General features: G+C 38.9%; 29 protein-coding genes. 14 read left to right on the forward strand and 15 right to left on the reverse strand.

Annotation, left to right across the window (positions count from 1 at the left end; genetic code table 11):
• Positions 1 to 7 precede the first annotated feature (7 nt).
• Genes H5089_RS01910 through H5089_RS01920 form a run of 3 tightly spaced genes read left to right on the forward strand, consistent with a single transcriptional unit; the run spans position 8 to position 1,588 of the window.
• Positions 8 to 433 (forward strand): YcfL family protein, encoded by a 426-nt coding sequence (locus H5089_RS01910; RefSeq protein WP_182711340.1) that lies wholly within the window; start codon positions 8 to 10, stop codon positions 431 to 433.
• Positions 434 to 444: 11 nt separating this feature from the next.
• Positions 445 to 1,065: a penicillin-binding protein activator LpoB gene (lpoB, locus tag H5089_RS01915; protein WP_007375407.1), complete on the forward strand. Its 621-nt coding sequence runs from the start codon at positions 445 to 447 to the stop codon at positions 1,063 to 1,065.
• 55 nt (positions 1,066 to 1,120) lie between these two features.
• Positions 1,121 to 1,588, forward strand: coding sequence for a glycine zipper 2TM domain-containing protein (locus H5089_RS01920; RefSeq protein WP_002959676.1), 468 nt, complete (start codon positions 1,121 to 1,123; stop codon positions 1,586 to 1,588).
• 67 nt (positions 1,589 to 1,655) lie between these two features.
• Here the strand turns inward: H5089_RS01920 and H5089_RS01925 are convergent, their stop codons facing one another.
• Together H5089_RS01925 and H5089_RS01930 are read right to left on the reverse strand one after the other, a co-directional pair.
• A complete protein-coding gene (locus H5089_RS01925) occupies positions 1,656 to 2,873 on the reverse strand; it encodes a pyridoxal phosphate-dependent aminotransferase (RefSeq protein WP_024597609.1) in 1,218 nt (405 codons plus the stop codon).
• Positions 2,874 to 3,240: 367 nt separating this feature from the next.
• Complete coding sequence (locus H5089_RS01930) at positions 3,241 to 3,585, reverse strand: Hpt domain-containing protein (RefSeq protein ID WP_002959674.1); 345 nt, start codon at positions 3,583 to 3,585, stop codon at positions 3,241 to 3,243.
• 137 nt (positions 3,586 to 3,722) lie between these two features.
• Between H5089_RS01930 and H5089_RS01935 the strand changes: the two genes are divergently transcribed.
• Entirely contained in the window at positions 3,723 to 4,319 is a 597-nt protein-coding gene (locus tag H5089_RS01935) for a tRNA-uridine aminocarboxypropyltransferase (protein ID WP_182711341.1), read from the forward strand.
• Between the two features lie 24 nt (positions 4,320 to 4,343).
• Positions 4,344 to 5,129 (forward strand): CLCA_X family protein, encoded by a 786-nt coding sequence (locus tag H5089_RS01940; RefSeq protein ID WP_182711393.1) that lies wholly within the window; start codon positions 4,344 to 4,346, stop codon positions 5,127 to 5,129.
• A 16-nt stretch (positions 5,130 to 5,145) separates the two neighbouring features.
• Here the strand turns inward: H5089_RS01940 and dcd are convergent, their stop codons facing one another.
• Both dcd and apbC read right to left on the reverse strand, forming a co-directional pair.
• The gene (gene dcd / locus H5089_RS01945) at positions 5,146 to 5,730 is read right to left on the reverse strand and encodes a dCTP deaminase (protein WP_002959670.1); all 585 of its coding nucleotides are present in this window, start codon (positions 5,728 to 5,730) and stop codon (positions 5,146 to 5,148) included.
• Positions 5,731 to 5,736: 6 nt separating this feature from the next.
• Positions 5,737 to 6,813 carry an iron-sulfur cluster carrier protein ApbC gene (apbC, locus tag H5089_RS01950; protein WP_182711342.1) on the reverse strand — a complete coding sequence of 359 codons (1,077 nt, stop codon included), beginning with the start codon at positions 6,811 to 6,813 and terminating at the stop codon, positions 5,737 to 5,739.
• A gap of 187 nt (positions 6,814 to 7,000) precedes the next feature.
• Between apbC and metG the strand changes: the two genes are divergently transcribed.
• Entirely contained in the window at positions 7,001 to 9,022 is a 2,022-nt protein-coding gene (gene metG / locus H5089_RS01955) for a methionine--tRNA ligase (protein WP_024597613.1), read from the forward strand.
• A gap of 146 nt (positions 9,023 to 9,168) precedes the next feature.
• On the opposite strand, the gene lepB is transcribed toward metG, so the two are convergent.
• Entirely contained in the window at positions 9,169 to 9,819 is a 651-nt protein-coding gene (lepB, locus tag H5089_RS01960; RefSeq protein WP_182711343.1) for a signal peptidase I, read from the reverse strand.
• Between the two features lie 184 nt (positions 9,820 to 10,003).
• Between lepB and H5089_RS01965 the strand changes: the two genes are divergently transcribed.
• Entirely contained in the window at positions 10,004 to 10,504 is a 501-nt protein-coding gene (locus H5089_RS01965) for a fasciclin domain-containing protein (RefSeq protein ID WP_007582534.1), read from the forward strand.
• Between the two features lie 81 nt (positions 10,505 to 10,585).
• On the opposite strand, the gene H5089_RS01970 is transcribed toward H5089_RS01965, so the two are convergent.
• From H5089_RS01970 to aceK, 3 genes are all read right to left on the reverse strand, one after another.
• Positions 10,586 to 10,837 (reverse strand): DUF2999 family protein, encoded by a 252-nt coding sequence (locus tag H5089_RS01970; protein ID WP_007582532.1) that lies wholly within the window; start codon positions 10,835 to 10,837, stop codon positions 10,586 to 10,588.
• 61 nt (positions 10,838 to 10,898) lie between these two features.
• Positions 10,899 to 11,861 (reverse strand): zinc-binding dehydrogenase, encoded by a 963-nt coding sequence (locus H5089_RS01975; RefSeq protein WP_024595341.1) that lies wholly within the window; start codon positions 11,859 to 11,861, stop codon positions 10,899 to 10,901.
• 64 nt (positions 11,862 to 11,925) lie between these two features.
• Complete coding sequence (gene aceK, locus H5089_RS01980) at positions 11,926 to 13,698, reverse strand: bifunctional isocitrate dehydrogenase kinase/phosphatase (RefSeq protein WP_182711344.1); 1,773 nt, start codon at positions 13,696 to 13,698, stop codon at positions 11,926 to 11,928.
• A 380-nt stretch (positions 13,699 to 14,078) separates the two neighbouring features.
• Here aceK and H5089_RS01985 point away from each other — a divergent pair, with 380 nt between their 5' ends.
• From H5089_RS01985 to H5089_RS02000, 4 genes are all read left to right on the forward strand, one after another.
• Entirely contained in the window at positions 14,079 to 15,026 is a 948-nt protein-coding gene (locus tag H5089_RS01985; RefSeq protein WP_182711345.1) for a LysR family transcriptional regulator, read from the forward strand.
• A gap of 82 nt (positions 15,027 to 15,108) precedes the next feature.
• On the forward strand, positions 15,109 to 15,558 hold the full coding sequence (locus H5089_RS01990; protein WP_182711346.1) for an N-acetyltransferase: 450 nt from the start codon (positions 15,109 to 15,111) through the stop codon (positions 15,556 to 15,558).
• Positions 15,559 to 15,587: 29 nt separating this feature from the next.
• Complete coding sequence (locus H5089_RS01995) at positions 15,588 to 15,794, forward strand: hypothetical protein (RefSeq protein ID WP_007375422.1); 207 nt, start codon at positions 15,588 to 15,590, stop codon at positions 15,792 to 15,794.
• Between the two features lie 411 nt (positions 15,795 to 16,205).
• Positions 16,206 to 16,637 carry a hypothetical protein gene (locus H5089_RS02000; RefSeq protein ID WP_182711347.1) on the forward strand — a complete coding sequence of 144 codons (432 nt, stop codon included), beginning with the start codon at positions 16,206 to 16,208 and terminating at the stop codon, positions 16,635 to 16,637.
• A 12-nt stretch (positions 16,638 to 16,649) separates the two neighbouring features.
• On the opposite strand, the gene icd is transcribed toward H5089_RS02000, so the two are convergent.
• Positions 16,650 to 17,918: an NADP-dependent isocitrate dehydrogenase gene (gene icd / locus H5089_RS02005; protein ID WP_138488944.1), complete on the reverse strand. Its 1,269-nt coding sequence runs from the start codon at positions 17,916 to 17,918 to the stop codon at positions 16,650 to 16,652.
• Between the two features lie 188 nt (positions 17,919 to 18,106).
• Here icd and H5089_RS02010 point away from each other — a divergent pair, with 188 nt between their 5' ends.
• The gene (locus tag H5089_RS02010; RefSeq protein WP_039490175.1) at positions 18,107 to 18,910 is read left to right on the forward strand and encodes a hypothetical protein; all 804 of its coding nucleotides are present in this window, start codon (positions 18,107 to 18,109) and stop codon (positions 18,908 to 18,910) included.
• On the opposite strand, the gene H5089_RS02015 is transcribed toward H5089_RS02010, so the two are convergent.
• On the reverse strand, positions 18,907 to 19,458 hold the full coding sequence (locus H5089_RS02015) for a hypothetical protein (protein ID WP_182711348.1): 552 nt from the start codon (positions 19,456 to 19,458) through the stop codon (positions 18,907 to 18,909). The genes H5089_RS02010 and H5089_RS02015 overlap by 4 nt on opposite strands.
• 371 nt (positions 19,459 to 19,829) lie before the next feature.
• Here H5089_RS02015 and H5089_RS02020 point away from each other — a divergent pair, with 371 nt between their 5' ends.
• A complete protein-coding gene (locus H5089_RS02020; protein WP_002961566.1) occupies positions 19,830 to 19,997 on the forward strand; it encodes a hypothetical protein in 168 nt (55 codons plus the stop codon).
• A 139-nt stretch (positions 19,998 to 20,136) separates the two neighbouring features.
• Entirely contained in the window at positions 20,137 to 20,979 is an 843-nt protein-coding gene (locus tag H5089_RS02025) for a transporter substrate-binding domain-containing protein (protein WP_182674237.1), read from the forward strand.
• Positions 20,980 to 21,063: 84 nt separating this feature from the next.
• Here the strand turns inward: H5089_RS02025 and H5089_RS02030 are convergent, their stop codons facing one another.
• The 5 genes from H5089_RS02030 to H5089_RS02050 all read right to left on the reverse strand — a co-directional run bounded on the left by H5089_RS02030 (position 21,064) and on the right by H5089_RS02050 (position 24,659).
• Entirely contained in the window at positions 21,064 to 21,645 is a 582-nt protein-coding gene (locus H5089_RS02030; protein WP_039489966.1) for a YceI family protein, read from the reverse strand.
• Position 21,646: 1 nt separating this feature from the next.
• Positions 21,647 to 22,198, reverse strand: coding sequence for a cytochrome b (locus tag H5089_RS02035; protein ID WP_002961572.1), 552 nt, complete (start codon positions 22,196 to 22,198; stop codon positions 21,647 to 21,649).
• Positions 22,199 to 22,344: 146 nt separating this feature from the next.
• On the reverse strand, positions 22,345 to 23,181 hold the full coding sequence (locus tag H5089_RS02040) for a ScpA family protein (protein ID WP_182711349.1): 837 nt from the start codon (positions 23,179 to 23,181) through the stop codon (positions 22,345 to 22,347).
• 6 nt (positions 23,182 to 23,187) lie between these two features.
• A complete protein-coding gene (locus tag H5089_RS02045) occupies positions 23,188 to 23,808 on the reverse strand; it encodes an L-threonylcarbamoyladenylate synthase (protein WP_096792935.1) in 621 nt (206 codons plus the stop codon).
• Positions 23,805 to 24,659, reverse strand: coding sequence for an RNase RNM (locus H5089_RS02050; protein WP_002961577.1), 855 nt, complete (start codon positions 24,657 to 24,659; stop codon positions 23,805 to 23,807). The genes H5089_RS02045 and H5089_RS02050 overlap by 4 nt, the downstream gene beginning before the upstream one ends.
• Positions 24,660 to 24,875 lie beyond the last annotated feature (216 nt).

Here is a 24,875-nt window from a genome sequence, read left to right on the forward strand (position 1 = left end):
AGCCATCATGAAATACATAGCGCCATTATTAGCAGCCTTAATGCTCAGTGCATGTTCCAGCCAACCGGTTACATCGGGTATTTCTGTTGAACAAAATAAAAACCAGTTTAATGAGCAATTACGTGTAGATAACCCAGAGCTTGGTAAAAAGCTGACCATTACTGATGTGAAAACACGTCAAACTAACCAGTTAACCGATGTGGTAGTGACACTTTCGAGCCAGTATAAAAAATCACAGTATTTACAGTATCAATTTAATTGGTTTGATAAAGACGGCTTTGTTATTAAAGGCAACCACTCACCTTGGCAAGCACTCACCTTATTTGGTTTTGCAAAAACACAATTACCGGGCTTAGCACCGAGCTCTGATGCGGTTACCTTTTCTTTAGCAGTAAGAGAAGTGTCTACCGAATCACAAGAATTTAAAGATTAAAGGAAACAACCATGATCATCAGTAACAAATTTAAAACAGCATCAACTTACGCTTTAGTTGGCCTGAGCGCTTTAGTATTAAGTGGCTGTGCTAATAAAGCCGTAGTAAGTTATGGCGACGCACAAGCAGTAGAAACAACCGATATTAATTTTGGCTCTACCGATTTACAAAAAGTAGCTAGCCAAATGACCGATTCATTACTCAGCTCACCCGTTGTTGGCACAATGACAGCTAATAAACGCCCTGTAGTATTTGTTGAGCGTATTAAAAACAAAACTAGTGAGCACATTGATACTGAATCAATCACCGATTCAATCTCAACGCAAATGCTACGCAGTGGTAAATTCCGTTTTGTAGATATGACGCGTGTTGAGTCAGTACGTGAGCAATTAACGTTTCAAAACGAAGATGCCCTTGTTAACCCTGCAACAGCCGTTGCATTTGGTAAACAAATTGGCGCGCAATATATGTTATACGGAAATTTATCGAGCATAGTTAAATCAAACGCTGATAAATCAGATGTTTATTACAAATTTACAATGCGCTTAATGGATATGGAAAGCGGCCTTGTAGAATGGGCTGACGAAACTGAAATTCGTAAAACTAAAGAAAAATCGACATTTGGTTGGTAGTTACTAAGCCTTTACGGGCTAATAAGCCCATAAAGGCTACCAATAGGAGATTATTATGAAAGCTATAATATTAATAATGTGTGCCCTACTTAGTGTGAGCGCGCCAACTTTTGCTCAATACGAGCGCAATAAAGCAGTCCCTGTGCAGCAAGTTTTATTTGGTGACGTAAAATCGGTACGCAATATTACCGAACAAGAAATCATTCAAGACAAAAACAACGGCTGGAAAACCTTCGGCGGTGCATTACTCGGTGGTGTTGTAGGCAACCAGTTTGGTGGCGGTAGCGGCCGCACAGTAGCAACAATATTAGGCTCGGTAATTGGCGGCAGTGTTGCACACAATAGGCAGCAGCAAAGTCATTATCAGCAAAATCATTTTGTAGAGTTATTAATACAAGTTGAAAACGGCGACCAGTTTATGGTTGTTCAAGATCAAGACCAATCAATGCGCTTTAGCAAAGGCGATAATGTAAGATTAGTGTACTTGAACGACAACACGGTGCGTGTAGATAAAGCGTACTAGCCAATATATTCATGACTAAAGTAAAAAAACGAGCCAAATTTGGCTCGTTTTTTTACTTTTTAAATAACTATACTTGGCGATAGTCTTTAAAAAAACGCTTCATTTTTAACATCGCATCCGATAAATCATCTTTGCTTGGTAAAAATACCAATCTAAAATGATCCGGCTCGGGCCAATTAAACGCCCTGCCATGTACAAGTAATATTTTTTCGGCTTTTAGCAAATCGTACATCATCTTTTCATCATCTTTAACGTTAAAAAGTGCTGTATCTACTTTGGCAAACGCATAAAGCGCGCCTTTAGGTTTTTTACAACTAATACCTTCAATAGCGTTTAACCCGCGCCATGCTATATCGCGCTGCTCGTATAAGCGCCCGCCTGGGTTAATTAAATTATCAATTGATTGCACGCCGCCCAACGCTTGTTGAATTGCATATTGCGCAGGTACATTGGCGCACAAACGCATAGATGAAAGTATTTCAAGACCTTTGCGTAAATCATCCATTACCGAGGTACGACCGCTTAGAACCATCCACCCCATTCTTAGCCCCGCTGCACGGTAGGTTTTTGCTAAACCATTAAAAGTAATGATTGGTACATCATCACACAGTGAGCCGATTGAAGTATGCGTTATACCATCGTATAAAATCTTTTCGTAAATCTCATCGCTCAATAACAGCAGTTTATGTTCACGCGCTATATCAATTAATTGCATTAACAAATCATCACTGTAAACCGCACCTGTCGGATTATTAGGATTAATTAATACCAAAGCTTTAGTTTTAGACGTTATTTTGCTTTTTATATCTGCAATATCCGGAAACCAATCTTGCTCTTCATCACATAAATAATGCACCGGATTACCACCCGATAATGTGACAGAAGCAGTCCAAAGTGGATAATCTGGAGCTGGAATAAGCACTTCATCGCCATTATTTAATAGCGCTTGGGTGATCATCTGAATAAGTTCGCTTACGCCATTACCAATATAGATACTATCTACATCTAAATTATGTAATCCACGTTGTTGGTAGTGCTGATAAATAGCCACGCGGGCTGAATAGAGGCCTTTAGAGTCACAGTAACCTTGGGCTGAATATAAGTTGCGGATAATATCGCGGTGCATATCTTCTGGCATATCAAAACCAAAAGCAGCTGGATTACCTATATTCAATTTTAATACTTTTTGACCTTCGTCTTCCATTTTTTTAGCTTGTGCTAAAACCGGCCCACGAATGTCATAACATACACCTTCTAATTTGTGACTCTTTTTAATATCAGACATTTTTACCTCTTTAGGGCGTATTGACTTTATGGATTAAATTTGTTCAACCTAGGGGCGATTTAATCGCGGCGCGAGATTTGTAACCTAGTGGGCTAAGTAAAAATTGAGTAACAAAGAGAAAATAGCCCCTAGGAAGAACCCTCTGGGCAATGCGTGTTTGGATTTTATGTGTTGTTATCGCCTATTTATGTGGAAAAACCACACTGCATAGGCTCTGCCTAACCTAAAAACCAGACACTCGTTGCAAATTCAATCCCGAAAGATCAACACGCCCTAGTGAGTCTTTAGACTAACCTAGTAAAGGCGTAAAATGCCAGTCAATTTAGGTGCTTAATACTGAAATAAATTCACGTTTCGGCTTCAATAATTAACGAGATGCTAACCATTCATTTAGCTTAGCTTGAGAGCCTGTTACTTGAGCCATTAAGCTATTAGATGCGTCGATAGCTTCAGCTAAGTTATCTAGGTTTAAATTTTGTTCAATAACACGAGAAACCTCAGCAAGGCTTGAAGCACCAAACTGCGCAGCATTCGATTTTAAGCTATGGGAGTGGCGAATAGCTGCTTCTTTATCTTTACCAATGGTTGCTAAAACTTCTGAGCCCAAACGTTCAAACTCTGAGCAGCAAAAATCAAGTGTATCAGCAAACTGCTCACCCAATAACGATTCCATACTCTCTAATGCTGATGTATCAATATTTATTTCTGTCATATTTTAAGCCCTTAAAACAATCCATGTAAGTTACAGTTTAATAGTACTACTTTATATTGATGCGTAAAAAAAACCAACTTAATTACCTTATAAATGTATAATTGCGAGGAACATACTGGCAACAAAAAGTTTATTAAATGGCACGCACACTTTGTAATCATTGTAACTTTTCAATAAACACCTGTATTTGCAACGCAATTACAAATATAAACAACAAAGTTACGGTTATTATTCTACAGCACCCGAGTGAAGAAAAAATAGCAAAAAATACCGCTAAACTACTCAATTTATGCCTAACTGATTGCCAAATAATCAAAGGCGAAAATAATGATGACTTTTCCATACTAAAAACACTGCCAGTAAGCTCAACTGTTTTACTCTACCCTAACGAACACGCTGTAAATTTAGACGATAACACTGAGCAGCCAAATGTAAAAAACATCACCCATTTAATCGTGGTTGATGGTACATGGAAAAAAGTCTACAAAATTTTGCAGCTCACCACATTACTAAATCAATTTAAAACGATCAGTTTTAAACAGCTACCTAAAAATCGTTATGCTATTCGTAAAGCTCCTCGGGCCGACAGCCTATCCACACTTGAAGCTGTAGCGCATAGTTTGTTTTTAATAGAGCAGCTAAATCCCGCACCACTTTATAATGCGCTAAATGAATTAATACAAAAACAAACCCAACACATGCCTGAGCACGTAAAAGCACGTTACTTAGATTAAATTCGTTACTATATGAAACTTGCAATGCGTAGCTACCCTAACAGACTAAAACGTGGCTTTACTCGCCAAGGACCCGACTATCGCTTTGACGACCAAGTCGACTTTAGCGATATAAGAGATACCTTCGGCTTTAGGTCAATGGTCGTTGGTAAATGGGTAACTAAAGAAGAGCGCTACATTAGCGCCAATTTAATTTACGATGCACTGGCCGACCTTGCGCAAATACTGCATTTACCACCTAAAGCAATTGGCCTGCGCGGGAAGCTTAACTTTGCATTTGGCCATGGTGGTCAAAAAGGCGTGCAAGCGCATTATAATGCAGCCTCTCAAACACTTGCTCTTGCAAAAAATGCAGGCGGTGGTGCACTTGCTCATGAATGGTTCCATGCGTTTGACCATCATATAAGCGAGCACTTATTTGCAGCAAAACCCCGCTTTGGTTTTGCCTCAAAATTGTGGCTTTCAAACACGCCTAATTTATCGCATCCACTTAATAATGCTTTGAACAGTTTTTATAAACATGTATTTTTAGATGAAGATGGTATTGATGCAAATAACTTTGTACAAGCGTGTATAGAACACGATAAAGCCCACAATATAAATTATATGAGCATGCCAGAAGAGCTTGCAGCACGGTGTTTTGAAGCCTGTATTGAAGGCCACACATATATAAAAAATAGCTTTTTGGTGGGAGGCTTAAAAAGTAGTAATTTAATATACCCAAATAGTGAGCATATCAATAGAGCAAATGAAGCACTTAACCACTATTTTGAACTACTGGGTTATGCGCTTCATAAAATAGACGAGTAATGTCTATATTTGGTGATTATTTATCGTCACTAATACGACTTGCTACTGCGCTGCTTTGATCTTTATATTTTGCATCTTTACGAATATTGTATGGGTTTTCACACGGGCCCGATAACATTTCAAAGCTCATAGCACCAATTTTCATCAGTGGGCGTAGTGCCAGTGGTAATTTACCTGAGTTGTAAAACTCTAAAACAATATTGCCGCTCCAGCCTGGGTCTATTCGATGCGCGGTTACATGCACCATTAAACCCAAACGCGCAAGCGATGAGCGTCCATCTAACCAACCTACTATATCTGCTGGTAGAGTTACTTTTTCATGGGTAATAGCTAGTGCAAGTTCACCTGGGTGTAAAAAGAATGCTTCACCTTCATCAAGCACTATTTCTTCACTCATGATCGATTCCATGGCCTTATTTAACTGATCTTTTGGACCACTTAAATCGACGTATGCCGCGTTATGCGCATTAAAAGTTCTAAATTTATTACCCAAGCGTAAATCGGCCGTTACACCTGAAATCATCTCGCTCGTTGGTGCAGGCTCAATAACTATGCGGCCATCGCTTAAGTATTCTTTAATATGTGTGTCTGAAAGTCTCATTATTTATTAATCTTCCGTAATCACAATTTCAATTGCATTGTGATGCTGTTGATAATAAAGCGTGCTGGCTATTAACCTTGCTGCTGCGCTGTATGTTTTGCTTATTGCGGCATCGTTATCGCTTGCAATAAGTTTACCTTGCTCAGAATACTCGCGTATATCTATTGCAAGTGGAATATGGCTAAGTACAGGCACGCCGTGCTTATGCGCCAGTTTTTGTGCACCGTCTTTACCAAAAACGTGGTTAGCTTCACCACAGTGAGTGCAAATGTAGTGGCTCATATTTTCTATTAAGCCAAGCACCGGTACGTTTACTTTATTAAACATAGCAATGCCTTTTTGCGCATCGGCTAGCGCTAAATCTTGCGGTGTAGTGACAATAACAGTGCCGCTAGCGGGTACTTTTTGGCTCATTGTAAGCTGAATATCACCGGTGCCCGGTGGCATATCAACAATTAAGTAGTCAAGCTCGCCCCAATCGGTTTCGTTAAGTAACTGGCTCAGCGCGCCTGACGCCATTGGCCCGCGCCATACCGTGGCATCATCGCTTGGAACTAAAAAGCCAATTGACTGCGCTTTAATGCCATTGGCATCAAAAGGCTGTAGCTGTTTGTTATCTTTAGTGACGGGCTCTGCACCCACTAATCCTAAAAGCATTGGGATAGATGGGCCATAAATGTCAGCATCTAAAATACCCACCTTTGCGCCTTCATTTTTAAGCGCGCCTGCCAAGTTAACAGCAGTAGTCGACTTACCTACCCCACCTTTGCCTGAGGCAATAAGTACAATATGTTTAATCGTCTTAAACTTAGCCGCCTCTTTAATGATAACCTTGGCGCTAATTGTTACAGGCACATTTAAGCTTTCACTTACGTGTTGCTCAACTAAAGGCATTTCTGATTGCCCAGCAAATGGCAGAGTTAATTTGATTTGTAGTGATTTATCGTCATTTTGAGTAATAGTATCAATGAAGCTTTCGTCAATACCGACGGCAAAAGCCGCACTACGATATGCCGCTAAGGCAGTTATAATCGGTTGTTTTTGCACCGATTTAGAAGAGAATAGTTTCGACAGTCCAAACATAGCAATTAAATAGCGTTTCTTTGATGAAAAGTGCCACGGAATTATGTAACATTCAGGGCATTAACACCAGTCAATTAATAAAAATCCATAAGCTGTGCGCACTCTAAGCAGATAGCTTGTAGATAAATTAATGATAATTGCCGTTTGTATAATAAAAACGGCGTTTTATCCTCAATTCGGAATGATTATGACGCAGCGAAAGATCCTGATTACCAGCGCATTACCTTATGCAAATGGCCCTACTCACCTAGGTCATTTATTGGAATATATTCAAACTGATATTTGGTCACGTTTTCAAAAACTACAAGGCCACGAAGCTTATTATGTTTGCGCAGACGATGCCCACGGCACGCCAATTATGCTTAATGCGCAAAAGCAAGGGATCACGCCTGAAGAAATGGTAAAACAAGTGAGCATAGAGCGCCAACGCGACTTTGCTGACTTTAATATCAAATTTGATAACTACCACAGCACCCACAGCCAAGAAAACAAAGAATTAAGCGAACTTATTTATAACCGCCTAAACGATGCCGGTCATATTAAAAAGCACACTATTTCGCAATTATTCGATCCAGAAAAAGGTATTTTCTTACCAGACCGCTTTGTAACAGGTACTTGCCCGACGTGTAAGTCTGAAAACCAAAACGGCGATAGCTGTGATTCGTGTGGTGCTACATACAGCCCTACCGAACTTATTAACCCGCGTTCTGTAATGTCAGGTGCTGAGCCTGTACTTAAAGATTCTGAGCATTACTTTTTTGACCTGCCAGCATTTGAAGGCATGCTAAAAGAGTGGTTACACTCGGGAACTATTCAACAAGAAATGGCTAACAAGCTAGACGAATGGTTTACCGATGGCTTGCAACAGTGGGATATTAGCCGTGACGCACCTTATTTTGGTTTTGAAATCCCAAATGCACCAGGCAAATATTTTTACGTTTGGTTAGATGCACCTATTGGTTACATGGCGAGTTTTAAAAACCTATGTGACGAAAAAGGCCTCGACTTTGATGCGTTTTGGGCTGAAGGTTCAGACGCAGAGCTTTATCACTTTATTGGTAAAGACATTATCTACTTCCACAGCTTATTTTGGCCAGCAATGCTAGAAGGCGCTAATTTTAGAAAGCCAACTAACGTATTCGCTCATGGTTTTGTAACTGTGAATGGCGAAAAAATGTCTAAATCAAAGGGTACGTTTATTAAAGCGCGTACTTATTTAGATAACTTAAACCCAGAATACTTACGTTACTACTACGCAGCAAAATTAAGCAGCGGTATTGTTGATCTGGATTTAAACCTAGAAGACTTTGCACAGCGCGTAAATTCAGACCTAGTAGGTAAAGTAGTCAACATAGCGAGCCGTTGTGCTGGCTTTATTACTAAAAAGTTTGATGGCAAGCTAAGCAACACTATTATGCAACCAGAGCTGTTAGCAGAGTTTCAAGCTGCTGCACCGAGCATTACAACACACTACGAGAACCGCGATTACAGCCGCGCAATTCGCGAAATAATGGCGCTTGCCGACAAAGCAAACCAATTTATTGATGGCGCAGCACCTTGGGTATTAATTAAAGACGAAACTAAGCAACAAGAAGCACACGAAGTGTGTTCTCTTGGTCTTAACTTGTTCCGCGTTTTAATTACTTACTTAAAACCCGTGCTACCAGGAATGGCAGACAACGTACAAGCGTTTTTAAATGACGACCTTGCATGGGACGGCGTTCAAAATGCACTAGTAAGCCACCCTATCAATAAATTTAAACCGTTAATGCAACGTGTTGAAATGGATAAAGTGAACAAAATGGTTGAAGAATCTAAAGAAAGCTTAGCACCAAAAGTAACAATTGACCCTAACAGCCCGCTTGCAAAAGAGCCAATTAGCGACGAGATTGAGTTCGATGATTTTGCAAAAGTAGACCTACGCGTAGCTAAAATTGCTAAAGCAGAGCACGTAGAAGGCGCAGATAAACTACTTAAGCTAACACTTGATTTAGGCGGCGAAACTCGCCAAGTGTTTGCGGGTATTAAATCAGCTTACGCACCTGAGGATATCGAAGGCAAGCTAACCGTTATGGTTGCTAACCTTAAGCCTCGTAAAATGCGCTTTGGTATGTCTGAAGGCATGGTATTAGCAGCAGGCCCTGGCGGAAAAGAAATTTATATTCTTAACCCAGATGACGGCTCAGAGCCTGGTATGCGCGTAATGTAATATTACTCATACAATAAAAAAACCGCTGATATGTCAGCGGTTTTTTTATGGGCTAAAGTAATGTTTAGTCGTATATTAAATACCGAACAAGAGCGTAGTGTTCTTACCAAGCTTATATATTTTAACTATAAAATTAATTATCTTATTTAATTGAGCTTTTTCAATACGCGGTCTTTTCTTGGTAAGTAATAGTTATCGTAATCAAGTGAGATTATAACGCGCTCTGCTTTTCCTAATAACTCATTACGCGGAATTAAACCTATTACACGCGAGTCAGCGCTATTGTCGCGGTTATCGCCCATTGCTAAATAATAATCATCAGGAATTGTAATTGCGTCAAAGCCCGATAAACGTGAAGGAATATTTGCCACTCTTATCGAATGCGCTAACCCGTTTAAATCTTCGATTTTATCAAGCGAGTCTATGTTGCTTTGCTGATCTGCATAATTAAGTTTTTTACCATTAATAATGAGCTCATTATTTTCAAGCGCAACGGTGTCTCCTGGCACACCAATTACACGTTTAATTAAACGGTTATCGGCAGCTTGTGAGTCAAAAACAATAATATCACCGGTTTGTGGGTCCGCTAGTTTAAGTAGTTTTATATGCGTAAATGGGACACGAATATCGTAGGCCATTTTATCGGTAAGTATTCTGTCACCTTCTTGAATTGTTGGCTTCATAGAGCCTGTTGGCACTTCGTACCAATCGGCTACAGCGCTTCTAAATACGCTCATTAGTGCAATAAATACGATAAGAGAGCGGTTGTTTTTCCAAAACTTATAAACTAATTTCATGCCTATTCCCTTCAATTGAACAAGTCTTTAATTAAGTAACTGTTTATATGACTTTGCTATTTAGCTGCAGTTCAATCAATGATGTAACAAAACATGTTGACTACTAATTTTAATTGATCGATTAAATTTAGAGCGTCGTAACATTTAACGAAACCAACGGGTATTAACTTAAAGGAAAAATAAAATGTTTAAGAAAATTACTACTGCATTATTGTTTACAACTGCAAGCCTTGGATTTACTACAATGGCTTATGCTGATCATCATGGTATGAAAAAAGACGTTGTTGAAGTAGCCGTTGAAAATGGTTCATTCACTACTCTTGTTGCTGCTGTTAAAGCCGCAGGTTTAGTTGAAACACTGCAAGGTAAAGGACCCTTTACTATTTTTGCACCAACAGATGCTGCATTTTCTAAATTACCTGAAGGCACTGTAGAAATGTTACTCAAGCCTGAAAACAAAGATAAGCTAACGGCGGTATTAACTTATCACGTAGTGTCTGGAAAAGTGATGGCAGCCGATGTAATGAAGGTAGATAGTGCGAAAACACTACAAGGCCAATCAGTTATGGTTAAAGCCGACAGCATGGGCGTAATGATAAATGACGCTAAAGTTGTAAAAGCTGATGTAAAAGCAAGCAACGGCGTAATTCATGTTATCGACACCGTACTACTTCCAAAAGAGTAGTCATAAAAGAATAAGCCAACTAAAAAAGCATAAGTAAATACTTATGCTTTTTTATTTATTTTTGTTTCATGACATAACAAATTATTGATTTAGTTTTTCTTTCGCTTCTTTTACTTTTTCAAAATCTAAACCAAGTTCGTCAGTCGCTTCTTTAATAAGATGCGGTTGAGTCATCACGACTGCCATTAGTTGCTGTAGCTTTTCTGGCGGAATACCAAGCTCTTGAACAAGCGCCATTGCCATCATTGGGTTTTGAGTAAACGCTTCAAACAATGCTTTTACTTTTTCGTCGCTTACATTGTGCTCTTTAAGTATTGCTAGTATTGGATTCATTATTAAACCTTAAGTGTTTTTATAGGGCTTAGTATATGGGCTAAACCCTAAAATTAAAGAGTTACTCTACAAGTAAAACCACTTTTCCTGCGTTTTCATTACGCTCTAAAATAGCATGGGCTTCGTTTGCGTCGCTCCAAGGCAATGTTTTATACAAGTTAAAGTCGTACTTTTTAGTGGCAATATCATTGTAAAAACGCGCTACAAAGTCGTCGCGCACCTGACGTTTAAACTCAATACTACGATTTCTAAGCGTTGAGGCATGAAACGAAATACGCTTTTGTAAAAGCGCCGCAAAATCAACCTCTGCAAAACGTCCATCTAAAAATGCAAGCATCACAATTTGGCAATCCATGGCTGCAATAGCGGCATTTTTATTTAAGTAACTACCCGAAACAGGATCTACAATTGCATTTGCTGTTAACTCATTTGCTTTCATATATTCTACAAAGTCAGTGGTTTTGTAGTTAATTGCATGATCGGCACCGAGTTCTTTTGCGTGTTGGCATTTATCATCCGTACCAGCGGTAATAACTACGGTAGCACCTGCGCTTTTAGCCATTTGAATTGCTGCACCGCCCACACCACTAGCACCTGCATGAATAAGCGCTGTTTGCCCTTTTTGTAATTTACCAAGCTCAAATAACGCGCCAAATGCCGTTAAATACACTTCGCTTATTGCAGCGCCTTCAGCCATTGTTACATCATCGGGTAATTCCATAAGCTGTTTTGCATCAACTGCTACATATTCGCTATAAGCACCACCTGAGCACAACGTAAAAATACGCTTGTTTAGCCAGCTTTTATCTACATCTTTTCCAAGCTCAGTAACTGTACCCGCACATTCTAAACCTAAAATCGGGCTATCTCCCGCAGGGGCCGGGTATTTACCTTGGCGCTGCATACTGTCTGCACGGTTTACACCTATTGCTGCAACTTTAACAAGTACTTCATGGCTCTTTAAAACCGGCTTTTCGGTTTCACTAAATGCAAGATTGCCATCTTCATGAGAAATATATTTCATTGTTGCTCCAAGTTTAAAAACTGTAATAACATATAGATGGGGATGAACACAGATTCAAACAACCTCAAAAGCGCCAACTTTGTTTATAAGGATAAACATCGGGTAGATAACCATTATGTACTTGTTGCTGACAATCCTGCCAGAACGTCGCTAAAAACAAGTTACTGTGCTCATTATTAAAATAATTAAACGCAACCTCGTTGGCACTAAAAAACACCTTAAATTGGCTCGGAAATATATCGTTTTCAGCTATATCAAAATACGAGTTACTACTTAGCTCTTCAAGTGCATTTTGGGTTTGTGGAACCTCTCTAAAGTTGCAATCGGTAAGCGGGCAAATTTCGTCAAAGTCGTAAAACACCACTCGCCCCCATCGCGTTACGCCAAAGTTTTTCATTAGCATGTCGCCCGGAAATATATTAGCGCCCGCTAACTCTTTAATTGCTTTACCGTAGTCATGCATTACTCGTTCTAGGGTTTTGTTATCGCATTGGTTAATATATAAATTAAGCGGGGTCATTTTACGCTCAACATAAACGTGCTTTAAAATGAGTGCCTTACCCGATATAACCATACTGCTACCAATTTGGTTTTTCATCTGCTCAAGCAGTTCGTCGCTAAAACGGCTTAAATCAAACGCTAAATATCTAAACTCGTGTGTGTCTACCAAACGCCCAACCCTATCGGCTTGTTTTACAAAGTTATACTTGTCTATCACTTGTGCTTTGGTGGCTGTTTTTGGCGCACTAAATTTGTCTTTAATTACTTTATAAACGTAATCTAGCCCTTCAATAGTAAATACCAGCATTACCATACCTGGCGTCCCTGGCGCTTTAACATACTTGAAGTTGGCTGGGCTATTTTTAGTCGTATCGACCTTATACCGATAAAACTCAGTTTTGGCGTGCTTTATAAAACCAATGGCGTTAAATAACTCAAAGCGTTGTTTGTGTGGCATTAACACACTTAAGTAATCTACATAACGAGCGGGCTTATCGGTATCAACCATAAAATAGGTGCGTGCAAAGCCAAATAATAAACTTAATTGATCGGCGCCCATCATTACAGCATCAAGCTTTAGTCCCTCATCGGTATTTAAAATAGCGATAGCAAAAGGCATATTGTCGCCATTTTTAGCAATGCAGCGCCCAATTAAATAACAGGCTTTGTTTCTAAAAAATAATGAGTTGGCGTATTCAATATAACCGTCGTTTAAATTTATAAGTTCGTACACCTGTTTGCATTGCTGCTTAGCGCCTTGCATTAACGTACTTTGTAATGTGGCTACATCAAGTTCTAAATGACTAAACGGCACTCTAAATACTTGATTAGTGATAAGCGTTTTAACGGCGTTATTAAACCCATTATGTAGCGATACCCTGCTCACTAAGCTTTCATAAGAGCGCGGCTCACTACGATACTTTGCTTTTAATACAAACAAATGCACAGTACGAATTTTTTTATCGTCCCAAATTGCGCCAAACGTTGAATTAAAAAAAGTATGCGCAATAGGTTTGTTTTCGTGATTTTGTACCATATCGCCGTAAATATTTTTAGCTAACTGCCACGTTTGCGGGCAAGTAAGCTCAGCATAAGCAATAACTCTCACGGCTTCACTCACGTTTTTCACTTCGCGCTCATACACTTGTAAACGTTCACGCATAGCACTTTGCACACTATGGTACTGTCGTTGTTCAAAACGGCTTTGTGCACCCAGTGTAATATTTAAAAATTGCGAAAACATCGCCTCAAATCCAGCAAAAACAGATCGTGCAAGCTTACTGGCAATAACGTTTTGCAGCGTATTATTAGATTGATGTGTTAGCCTATTTTGCATAAATACAGCACTTATATTGATGCCAGTTATGGCGGTTATTTTTATTAATTGTTTACACCTTAGCAAGCAGGCTTTAATTTAGATAATTAATAAACCATATAAATAGAATTTATTGGGCGTATTGACCTTTCGAGGTTAATTTTGCAGCCGTGTATTTGGTTTATAAGCAAGGCAAAGTACATGTAGTGTGGTGGCTCCCCATAAATGTACTTTAACGCTGCATAAAGGCCAAATACACACTGCCCATAGGGTTCTTTCTAGGGACGATTAACTCTTTGTTGCTCGATTTTTACTTAGCCCACTAGGTGGCAAACCTCGCGCCGCGATTAAATCGCCCCTAGATTGAACAAATTTCAACCCTGAAAGGCCAACACGCCCATATGAATATAAGAAATGTCGATCTTAACCTTCTCGTTTATTTAAATGTGTTAATAGATGAAAAAAGTGTGTCGAAAGCTGCAAATAAACTCGCGCTTACGCAACCGGCTATGAGTAACGCATTAAAACGTTTGCGCGATTTATTTGACGACCCGCTACTTGTGCGTGCCGCAGGCTCTATGACGCCAACGGCAAAGGCACTTGCGTTAAAGCCTGAAGTTGAGGCGCTCTTAAAAATGGCCGAAGCTATTACGCAGCCTAGTGAGCAATTTAACCCTGCAACCGCTGAAGTTACCTTTAGAATAATGGCAAATGACTACATAGAGTCGACCTTAATAGCCCCTTTTATAACTGCGCAGCTTAGTAAAAATCCCGGTATTAATTTTGATGTATTAAGTCCAAGCGACATAAACCTGCAAGACATGGAAAAAGGCACTATAGATTTAGCAATAAATCGCTTTAATGGTTTGCCACGCTCGTTTCATCAAGCCAGTGTATGGCGCGATAATTACTGTTGTTTAACGCATCCTAAAAATACATTTTTACAACAATCAGGGTTAGACGACTACTTAAAAAAAGAGCATATTTGGGTAAATCGTGCCGGCTGGGGGCCTGAAGCCGCTGTTACTAATAAATCAGGAAAGCAAAAATTAGGCTGGGTAGATGAAGCGCTTTGGCAACTAGAACAAACCCGTAAAATACGTGTTTTTACTCGCCACTACATGGTCGCAAGCCTGCTTTGCCAATCAGAGCAACTTATTGCCACCCTACCGCGCAGGCAAGCTAAATTATTAACCTCTCATACTGATTTGGTAATCAGCCCGGTGCCATTCCAAATAGTGCCTATTGAAGTAAAAATGATATGGAGCCCACTGCTGCACCATGCGCCAGCGCACCAATGGTTAAGGCGTGAGTTATTAGCGTTTGCTAAAACGATCGCAGATAGATAAATTATTATTTTCATCACATCAAACACTAGGTATTTTACTATCGCGCATACTGTCCAAGCTTTACTTTCATTAGAAGAATATAATGATAAACAAACTTAATAATAAGAATAACGATACTGCAAATATAATTTTTGCTGTCTTTCAAAAGTCCTATGCTATAGAGGCTAAACTGATTGGCGCGCATAACTTTCCTCCTTTAGCGCGTAATATTAAAGGTATAAAAAAATCAGAAACAACCTTTTATGGCTACAGCGAAAATGAATGTTTAGCAGCCGTTATTGAAGTAGATACAAACAACGAGTGTTTAGATATTTGTAGTTTAACCGTTGATCCTAGTCATTTTAAAAAAGGTATCGCAAGTAAGCTAATAAGTTATGTTTTAGCGATGGATGATTTTTCTCATGCAATAGTGGAGACTGCGGTTGCTAATACTCCTGCAATAAATTTATATAAAAAGCATGGCTTCGTGGAATTTAAAAGATGGACTCCTTCACATGGTATTGAAAAGCTGGCTATGTCGGTCGTAATTTAAATCAGTATTTCAAAATAGGTAATTTACAAATGGATAGTGCATCAATAATTGCGTGGAGTGTTTTGTTTGGAGGCATAGGTATTGGCTACCTTACTTACGGGCGAAGAAAAAAAGCCGTAGTACCGCTTTGTATTGGTTTGTCGCTATTGGTATTTCCGTATTTTATGAGCAGTGTTAGCATGCTGTTGATTGTAGGCGCTATTTTAGTGGCTATTCCCTACTTTATTAAAATTTAATATTACTATTGTTACGGCTAAATAAAATACACGAGAAAATAAAAAAGCGCCGTGGTATTCAACTTTGGGAAAATACCATGGCGCTTTTGGAAATCGTCGATATAGGAGTCTACCTACAGTGTAAGATTAGCAAGCTTAGTACCAACTTCATAAAACAATTAAAATTCAATAAAAACAATTAACTAAGCATCCACCTTAACTCATCAACTAATCCCCTTGTTCCAGTTTTGTGCACGTTTTTACCGCTCTGCACCAAATTAATTAGTATAATTTAGGTATGTTTTCTATTTTTTATTTAGTTTTAAAACTTACTATTGATGAAATCAATGTCAGTTATTGAAAACAACAATTTCATTAATAATACACTTAGCGCTAGAGTGAAGTTAAGCCAACAAACTAAGAGTAATAATTATGACAACATCAAGCTTCACACAACAAGACGGGTTATTTATTGATGCTAACTTACATCAGTTTATTGAAGAGCAGTTATGCACAAAAACTAACACCACTGAAACTTACCAAGCATTAGCTACTTTAGTTGATGAGTTTGGTTGTAAATGCCGTAAAACAAAGCACCAACCAAATGATGTATTAAAAGTGGATACATTGCTAAACGCATACCAACTTAAAAACCACCCACTTTGCCATGTTGATGCACAAACGACAGAAGCCGTTTTAGACGAATATTGCTGCCAGGTTCCTGCAATTATTGTTGTTGCGTTAATGGATACGCTTAGTGGTACGCAGTGCGATGAACCTCAAGCACATGAGATTTACCATCGTGCAGCGCAGTTAACCAACCGCCCTTGCATGCACAGAGTAAAAACTGCCTCAGCAGCTTAATAATGAATGTGTTTAAAAGTGCTCGATAACCTTCTTTGCAAAGCCAGTACAAGTTAAGGTTGTCGAGTTATGAATACTTGAGTTATCGCTCTGCTCTTGCGCTAAATCAAAGGTTACTTCACCGCTTTTAAATGTTTGCTCTAACGCATTTTCTATTAGTAATGCGGCCTCGTCCCATCCCATAAATTTAAGCATTAATACCGCACTTAAAATACTACTGCTGGGGTTTGCTTTATTTTGCCCTGCTATACGTTCAAACGTGCCGTGTGTAGGCTCAAAAAATGCGACATCGTTATTTAAATTTGCAGCAGGCATTATGCCAACACCGCCAACTTGTGCGCTCAGCATATCCGCTAAAAAGTCACCATTTTGATTAGTCGTCACCACTACATCAAATTGCTCTGGGTGCATTAAACATTGCTGCAGCATGTTGTCGGCTATAACTTCTTTAATAATTAGAGGTGCTTGATTTACTCGCTCTATTTGCAGCCAACGCCCATTTTCATGTGCAGTGGCATTAAATTCGCTTTGTGCAAGTGCATACCCCCAACGCTTAAATGCCCCATCGGTAAATTTAAGTACATTGCCTTTATGCACTAGCGTTAATGATTCACTATCGTTTTTAAGTGCATAGTTAATGGCAAAGCGCATTAGTCGCTCAGAGCCTTCTTTAGATATATTTTTAATACCAATACCGCATTCTTGTGAAAACCTTAAGCGGGTTACGCCCATTTCCTCACATAAAAAATCGAGCATTTTTTCACTTTCTACACTCCCTGCTTGCCACTCAATACCTGAGTACACGTCTTCGCTGCTATCACGAAGCACTGTTATGTTTGTTAAAAAAGGATTTTTTAAAGGAGAAGGAAGTGCGCTAAAGCCTTTTATAGTGCGCATATTTACAAACAAATCCATTTCTTGCCTGAGTGCAACATTAAGCGATCTAAAGCCACCACCCAGTGGTGTGGTTAACGGCCCTTTTATGGCAATTTTGCAGGCACGTACCGCGTTAATTGTTTCTTGTGGAAACCAGTCACCGTCATACAGCTTTGCGGCCTGCTCGCCATTATAAACTTGCATCCAATGAATTTTCCGTGCACTTTTATAACAATGCTCAATTGCACTATCAACAACGTGGCGCATCACCGGCATAACATCCAGCCCCACGCCATCGCCATCAATAAAAGCAATGATAGGTTCTAACGGTATTTGCCAATGTCCTTGTGCATCAATAGTGATATTTTGGCCGTGCTCAGGAACTTGAATATGCTGATACGTCATGGCTAAAACCTAACTTAAAATAACGATTAATTGATTAAACCATGCTTAGCTAGAGGTGTCTGTATTTGTACTTTTATAGTTACTATCATTTTAAAAAATAAAGAATTAGGCGTGATTATTTATCCATTTAGTTGGTCTTGTATATTAAGCCTGGCGTACCAGTTATTAAATTACAGTGGAGCATTTTAATGAAATACTTTTTTGTACTGCTACTATCAATCAGCTCTTTTAACGTATTAGCCGCTGAAGTAGTCATACATAACCTTAGCTCGCTCTCAAGTAATGCTCAAAATACGGTGTCTACATGGGTTAATCAAAGTGTTGAAAAAACACAAAATACACTGGGGCCTTTAAAGCAAACCACTTTGCCTATTTATTTAAAACCGCAATACTTTGCTTTTGAGCCTGTACCTTGGGCTACAGTTAAGCGCAATAACCCCGATGGGATTGAACTACATATAGATCGCTACGCCAGTTTAAATGCATTCACTAAAGATTGGACGCTATACCATGAACTTTCGCATTTATATTTGCCGCTACTTCCCTACTCCGGTTTTTGGCTAAGCGAGGGTTTTGCCAGTTATATGCAAAACGTAATAATGCGTGACAGCGGTATAATCACCCAGCCACAGTTTGTACAACGTTTAAATGCAGGATTTGATCGTGCCCGCCTGCAAACCAAAACTAAAACACAGCCACTTAATAAGCTCTCTGCCGATATGTGGAAACAACGCGCCCAGCAACGTGTTTATTGGACGGGTGCGGCTTTTTTTGCACAGGCCGACCTTAAGCTACAAAAACAAGGTTTATCTGTCGCGGGTATAATAAAACAGTATCAAACATGCTGTAGACCCGCTCGTTCTAGCGCTAAAACCTTTATAAAAGAGTTAGATAAGTTATCCGGCAGCAGCATTTTTACAACGCTGTATGCAAAATATAATACCCGTACTGATTTTCCTGATATTAATAAAAAGCAGCTAAACACGCTTTAACGGCTGCTCTGTTTTATATAGCTACTATATTCAACCAGCCCTTGCGCATTAAAATTGGTTGAGTACTCGTTCATAAAACCATGCAAAAAATTGGTTTTATAGCACTTAACACCTGCTTTGGTGCTTAAAGCTTTAATAACTTCATCAACATTAAAGTGACTCTCACTTGCTGGGAATATGAATTCACAGGGTACATTTGCATCTAACGCTAAATGATTACGAATTTGCGACGGATAAAAGCCAATTAACTTTTTAAGGTGTGTATTGCCTGTTAATAACTGTGCCCGCCATGCTGCACTTGCCCCTGCGCTAAACGCAATACATGTGGTCGGCACTTTTAAACTCTCAAAGCATTCTAGAAGTTTGTCCGTGTATTTGTCATGGCCACACTGCTGTATAAAATTATTATAACTATCTTTTTCACTTTCAATAGCTTGAATCTTGTTATTGTATGGGTCAACAATCACTAAATTTGAACTAATTGCCTGTGATAACTTACTTAAAGCAGGGGTTAAACCATAAATATCACTCACTATTAGGTAATTCATACTTATCCTTTGGTAACTAAAAATGGGCTTTGTAAGCAGTTGATAAGATTTATTATAAATATTTTTATAATAAATAGCTTGCACACAATTTATATATAAGTTACCTTCCCTCTCTGGTTTAAAGAAACCGCCGCGGTTAACCATTTACCCTGATCCAGTAAGCCCCGCAAAACGTATATTTGAAAGCTAAGTTATTGTACGGCGAGAACCCCTTGAATAATACCGAGATGATTTTTTACTATCATCGCAAAAGTGTCATAAAGATCGTCAACACTGTAATGAAGCTAAACACAACATCGTTAATTTATTGACTGCAATTTGCTATACAAATATAGCGCAGAATAAATAACAAGAATAAAGTGAGTTTTATTATGTCTTATAAATATAACGGGTCTATGATCCAAATAGCACATCCAGTGCAATCAATTTCAGTAAACAAACATCGTGTAATCTTCAGTGATACACAAGGTTTAAAAAATGCATTATTTCAAAAAGCGAGTGATGCACGCCAGTTTGTTAAGTGGCTAAAAGCTAACTAAGCAACATATAACTTTAATTGCCATTCTATTATTGCAATTATTGATAAGATATTATGCCAGCCTTGTTGCTGGCATTTTACTTTTTAGCCCTTTATTGGTTACAATAGTTTTACAATAATAATTACTGGTAGCTGTTGTAATGCTCCGTATATTTTTAACTTTCTTACTTTTTTTCTGTCTGAGCTCAATAAGCAATGCTAGAACCATAAACTGGCTAGCGCACGATTTTGCACCCTATTATATTTTAAATGGTCAATATCAACACCAAGGCCGTGACGAAAGCATAATTTCTTTACTTGAAAAACAACTTCCTAATATTACCTTTAACCGCATGCTTATCCCCTCAGGTAAAGTAATTCAAGAGCTGTCCAATACTTCAAATAATGTTTGTGCGTTATCGCTTTATAAAAATGATTACAGAAAAGAGCATATTTATTTCACAGACGAAAGCTCAACAACGGGCCTCTCGCCTTCAATAGCAATGCATAAAAAGCTGGCCAAAGCGCTAAATATAGCGGAATCAAAAGAAGTATCACTACTCAATTTAATACAAGATAAAAAACTAACTCTTGGAGTTTCTATGAGCCGCTCTTACGGCCAAGAGATAGATACTTTAATAAACAGTACACCCAACATTGATTTAGTAATTAGACCCACTCGCGATAGCCTAGCGAGCCTTACATATATGCTTAACCTAAAACGAATTGATATTTTGTTGGGTTACCCAAGCGAGCATTACTATTTAGCTAAATCAATGCACTTTGAAGAAAACTTAACGCAGCGTCCATTAACCGAATCTCCAGCGCTCAGCTATGGCTTTATTGGTTGTACTAAAAACGAGCAAGGCGCAAAAGACATCGCTATTCTTAATGAGCAGCTTAAAGTTATTAAAAAAACGCAGGCTTATAACGATTTACTTATGCGCTGGTTGCCTGAGGATTTAAGGCCTCTATTAAAATCGCGCATTAATAGCGCAAAATAAGCAAATTCAAAGTCGCTTAATTTGAGTTTCTGTTAAGCAAAAAAAACGCCACAGTAAGTGGCGTTTTTATATTCAATAACTGTATTACTTACGAACGCCTTCTATTGATAAAATAATATCAACATGAGTAGATGCAGGCCCTAAGTTGTAATCAATACCGTAGTCGGTAAGTTTAAGGCTGGTTTCGCCTTCAAAACCTACGCGGTATCCACCCCACGGATCTTTCCCTTCACCCACTTTATCTATTTCAAAGGTAATAGTTTTAGTTACGCCATGCAGCGTAAATTCGCCGGTTACGTCAGCCTCTTCACCATCTTCATCAAATTTAATGCTGGTGCTTTTAAATGTCGCTTTTGGGTATTTATCCACATTTAAAAAATCTTTACCATGTAGGTGCTTATCACGCTCTGCATGGTTAGAATCAAGGCTTGTGGTGTCAATATTTACCATAATTTTTGATGCATCAGGATTTTTAGCATCGTAACTAAATGTGCCGTCAAAAGTATTAAAACGACCATATAACCAGCTGTAACCTAAGTGTTTAATTTTAAAGTTAACAGATGCGTGCCCGCCTTTCGTATCAATTACATAATCAGCTGCATTAGCGGCTGTTGCCGATAACATCATTGCAGCCGAAACGGCTGTGCTTACTAATAATTTTTTCATTTTAATCATCCTTTAATGGTTTGATCATTCTGATTAAGGTTTTATCTTTATCGATAAAGTGATGTTTTAACGCCCCTAGTGCATGCAATACTGCAAACCCGATTAATGTGCACGCGCCATAATAATGTACTTTTCCTGCAATATCGGCTTGGTCATCAAATGCAAAATCAAGCGCTGATACGTTAAATAAGGTAAACACTTCTATTGGACGTCCGTCTGCGGTTGATATTAAATACCCTGCAACAACTATAACGGCCAAAATAATATACATAGCAATATGCGCAGTATGTGCTAATTGGTTCATGCCTTTACTTTCACCTAATGGTTTAGGTTGTGTAGATAAAGCACGCCATAAAATTCTAAATAAAAATACGGCCACAAGCGTAATACCAATACTTTTATGTAAATCGAGCGAGCCTTTATACCAGCTATCGTAATAAGTAAGCTCAACCATATATAAACCTAAACCAAACAGGCCAAAAATAGTCAACGCCATGAGCCAATGTAAAATAATGGCGACAAGTCCGTAAGATGAAGGTGTATTTTTAAACATGTGTAAAGTCCTATAATGCTATGACGTTACAATATAGTGCATAGCCCTAAATGAAAATAACATTTACAAACACTTTACGTGCATATACGCACAGAACTTTGATAATTAAAGTCAGTTTTTAAAAGTTGAGGATTAAACAGATAAGTTTATAGGGTGGATTGCTCGCTCAAGCTGACATAAATTAAGCTCTCTGGGCTTACTTGCAAACAGGTAACAAGTCCTTCTTTAATGAGCTCTAGCATGGCTATAAAACTAACCACAACACCACTACGCCCTTCATCAGGCGTAAAAAGCGCATTAAATACCACTGCTGAATTTGCTTTCGATAGCTGTTGTAATATTTGGCTCATTCTCTCTCGGGTTGAGAGTACTTCAGCAGTAATTTGATGATGTTCAAACGTTTTTGCTCGCGCCATAACATCACTCAACGCCAGCATTAAGTCTTTAAGTTCAATATCAGGGAGGTTATGACTTGTGTCTTCATTTATTGGCATAGCGGCATGCGCTATAAAAATATCACGCCCAACACGGGGGATATCATCGAGGTTTTCGGCGGCTTTTTTAAATAACTCATATTCTTGCAGGCGTTTAATAAGCTCAGCGCGAGGGTCTTCTTCCTCTTCAAGCTCTTCGTGAACAGGGAGTAATAAGCGCGACTTAATTTGTGCAAGTAACGCAGCCATTACTAAATATTCACCGGCAAGTTCGAGTTGAAACTCGGTCATCATTTCAACGTAACTTACATACTGCTCTGTAATACTAAAAATAGAAAGTTCGAGCACATCAAGCTTATGCTTTTTACTTAAGTACAGCAGTAAATCGAGCGGACCTTCAAAGGTTTCTAATATTATTTCGAGCGCATCGGGCGGAATGTATAAGTCTTCGAGTTTGTCTACAACCGCTTTACCATGCAAAAAAGCCAGTGGCAGCTTTTGCTGCACTGGCTTTTCGATATGTTTAATATCAGCGGTACTTTCGCTCACGCTTTATTACTCAAACGGGCTTGTATCACCACAGCCAACACGCAATATTTTAACGTCATCTTCCGACAGATCGATTACTGTTGTTGCTTGCTCTGGCAAATAACCACCGTGAATAATTAAATCAACATGCTTATCTAATCGCTCTAAAATTTCATCAGGATCAGATTCAGTAAACTGCTGCCCGGGTAAAATTAAAGAACACGACATTAACGGCTCGCCAAGTTCGGCAAGTAACGCACAGGCTATTGGGTGTTCAATTACACGCATGCCAATGGTTTTTTTCTTGTCGTTTAATAAACGCTTAGGAACTTCTTTTGTTCCTTTAAAAATAAAGGTATAAGGCCCTGGCGTATTATTTTTAATAAGTCTAAATAATTGGTTATCTACACGTGCGTAAGTAGATAACTCCGATAAATCACGGCAAACTAGCGTGAAATTATCGTTTTTTTCAATACCACGAATACGCTCTATGCGCTCTTTGGCTTGCTTATTACCAATGTTACAGCCAATGGCATAGCCCGAATCTGTTGGGTAAACAACAACACCGCCTTGTTTAATAATATCAACGGCTTGACTAATCAATCTTGGTTGCGGGTTATCAGGATGAATATGGAATAATTGACTCATGTTAATGCCCCTTCTTGTCCTTCCCAAACTTGCCAAACACCTTGGCAGTCTTTCGGTAAGTATAAATTTTTGCCAAGCTCTAAATAGCTTGTCGGAAAATGAAAATCAGACCCTTGCGAGCAAAGTAGTTCGTACTCACGGCTGAGTTCACCTAAAAATTGACGTTCGCTTGGCGCCTGTTGAGGTTGTGCAACTTCCATTGCGTCTCCTCCTACACTTTTAAATTCTACTAATAATTTGCGTAGCCACTTGTTTGACATTTGATAGCTACTTGGGTGCGCAAGTACAGCAACACCACCAGCAGCATGTATTGCCTCTACAGCGGTTTGCATGGTGCACCAGCAACTAGGTACATAGCCTGTTTTGCCACGCCCTAAGTACTTTTTAAATACACCTGGGAAATTTTTAGCTACACCGCGCTCAATAAGAGCGCGTGCAAAATGTGCGCGCGTAATTTGCGCATCCTTTGCCAGCTCTTTAGCTTGCTCGTAAATGCCATCAAAGCCATTTTTTGCAAGGCGTGCGCCAATTTCTAGTGCACGCTCTTCTCGCTTTTGCTGCTGAGCCGATAATAAAGAAGTAAGGTCAATATTATTAATATCAATATTTAAACCTACAATATGAATTTCGAAGCTTTCCCATTTGGTAGACACTTCGGTACCCGTTATTAATGAAAGCGGCAAGTTTTCTGCTTCAATAAATTGCTGAGCAGGCTTAATAGCCGCCACAGTGTCATGATCGGTAATAGCAAACACATCAATATTTTTATCAACAGCGCGATGCAATAATTCTTCAACCGTTAAACGCCCGTCTGAATGTGTAGTATGGCTATGTAAATCGTATTTTATCAAAAGAAAACTGCTTAAAATTAAGGGTTACTGGTGTTTATGTAAGTATAACAACTTTTTTGACTAAATTGTTTTAAATAAACACTTGACACAAAAGCATAAGATACGTTTTACTGTAGCCACTTTCAGACACATTAAGAATTAACAATAATGATCAATTCAAACTTAAACACTATTTGGTGGTGGCACTCGTAATTTTCGGGTGATGAATTGTCGTGT

It is taken from the genome of Pseudoalteromonas sp. SR45-1 (assembly GCF_014163655.1).
Classification (GTDB): domain Bacteria; phylum Pseudomonadota; class Gammaproteobacteria; order Enterobacterales; family Alteromonadaceae; genus Pseudoalteromonas; species Pseudoalteromonas distincta.

Excerpts from the sequence above, each read along its gene's own strand:
- H5089_RS01910 (WP_182711340.1), top strand. The coding sequence starts at position 8 with ATGAAATACATAGCGCCATTATTAGCAGCCTTAATGCTCAGTGCATGT.
- lpoB (WP_007375407.1), top strand. The coding sequence starts at position 445 with ATGATCATCAGTAACAAATTTAAAACAGCATCAACTTACGCTTTAGTT.
- H5089_RS01920 (WP_002959676.1), top strand. The coding sequence starts at position 1,121 with ATGAAAGCTATAATATTAATAATGTGTGCCCTACTTAGTGTGAGCGCG.
- H5089_RS01925 (WP_024597609.1), bottom strand. The coding sequence starts at position 2,873 with ATGTCTGATATTAAAAAGAGTCACAAATTAGAAGGTGTATGTTATGAC.
- H5089_RS01930 (WP_002959674.1), bottom strand. The coding sequence starts at position 3,585 with ATGACAGAAATAAATATTGATACATCAGCATTAGAGAGTATGGAATCG.
- H5089_RS01935 (WP_182711341.1), top strand. The coding sequence starts at position 3,723 with ATGGCACGCACACTTTGTAATCATTGTAACTTTTCAATAAACACCTGT.
- H5089_RS01940 (WP_182711393.1), top strand. The coding sequence starts at position 4,344 with ATGCGTAGCTACCCTAACAGACTAAAACGTGGCTTTACTCGCCAAGGA.
- dcd (WP_002959670.1), bottom strand. The coding sequence starts at position 5,730 with ATGAGACTTTCAGACACACATATTAAAGAATACTTAAGCGATGGCCGC.
- apbC (WP_182711342.1), bottom strand. The coding sequence starts at position 6,813 with ATGTTTGGACTGTCGAAACTATTCTCTTCTAAATCGGTGCAAAAACAA.
- metG (WP_024597613.1), top strand. The coding sequence starts at position 7,001 with ATGACGCAGCGAAAGATCCTGATTACCAGCGCATTACCTTATGCAAAT.
- lepB (WP_182711343.1), bottom strand. The coding sequence starts at position 9,819 with ATGAAATTAGTTTATAAGTTTTGGAAAAACAACCGCTCTCTTATCGTA.
- H5089_RS01965 (WP_007582534.1), top strand. The coding sequence starts at position 10,004 with ATGTTTAAGAAAATTACTACTGCATTATTGTTTACAACTGCAAGCCTT.
- H5089_RS01970 (WP_007582532.1), bottom strand. The coding sequence starts at position 10,837 with ATGAATCCAATACTAGCAATACTTAAAGAGCACAATGTAAGCGACGAA.
- H5089_RS01975 (WP_024595341.1), bottom strand. The coding sequence starts at position 11,861 with ATGAAATATATTTCTCATGAAGATGGCAATCTTGCATTTAGTGAAACC.
- aceK (WP_182711344.1), bottom strand. The coding sequence starts at position 13,698 with ATGCAAAATAGGCTAACACATCAATCTAATAATACGCTGCAAAACGTT.
- H5089_RS01985 (WP_182711345.1), top strand. The coding sequence starts at position 14,079 with ATGAATATAAGAAATGTCGATCTTAACCTTCTCGTTTATTTAAATGTG.
- H5089_RS01990 (WP_182711346.1), top strand. The coding sequence starts at position 15,109 with ATGATAAACAAACTTAATAATAAGAATAACGATACTGCAAATATAATT.
- H5089_RS01995 (WP_007375422.1), top strand. The coding sequence starts at position 15,588 with ATGGATAGTGCATCAATAATTGCGTGGAGTGTTTTGTTTGGAGGCATA.
- H5089_RS02000 (WP_182711347.1), top strand. The coding sequence starts at position 16,206 with ATGACAACATCAAGCTTCACACAACAAGACGGGTTATTTATTGATGCT.
- icd (WP_138488944.1), bottom strand. The coding sequence starts at position 17,918 with ATGACGTATCAGCATATTCAAGTTCCTGAGCACGGCCAAAATATCACT.
- H5089_RS02010 (WP_039490175.1), top strand. The coding sequence starts at position 18,107 with ATGAAATACTTTTTTGTACTGCTACTATCAATCAGCTCTTTTAACGTA.
- H5089_RS02015 (WP_182711348.1), bottom strand. The coding sequence starts at position 19,458 with ATGAATTACCTAATAGTGAGTGATATTTATGGTTTAACCCCTGCTTTA.
- H5089_RS02020 (WP_002961566.1), top strand. The coding sequence starts at position 19,830 with ATGTCTTATAAATATAACGGGTCTATGATCCAAATAGCACATCCAGTG.
- H5089_RS02025 (WP_182674237.1), top strand. The coding sequence starts at position 20,137 with ATGCTCCGTATATTTTTAACTTTCTTACTTTTTTTCTGTCTGAGCTCA.
- H5089_RS02030 (WP_039489966.1), bottom strand. The coding sequence starts at position 21,645 with ATGAAAAAATTATTAGTAAGCACAGCCGTTTCGGCTGCAATGATGTTA.
- H5089_RS02035 (WP_002961572.1), bottom strand. The coding sequence starts at position 22,198 with ATGTTTAAAAATACACCTTCATCTTACGGACTTGTCGCCATTATTTTA.
- H5089_RS02045 (WP_096792935.1), bottom strand. The coding sequence starts at position 23,808 with ATGAGTCAATTATTCCATATTCATCCTGATAACCCGCAACCAAGATTG.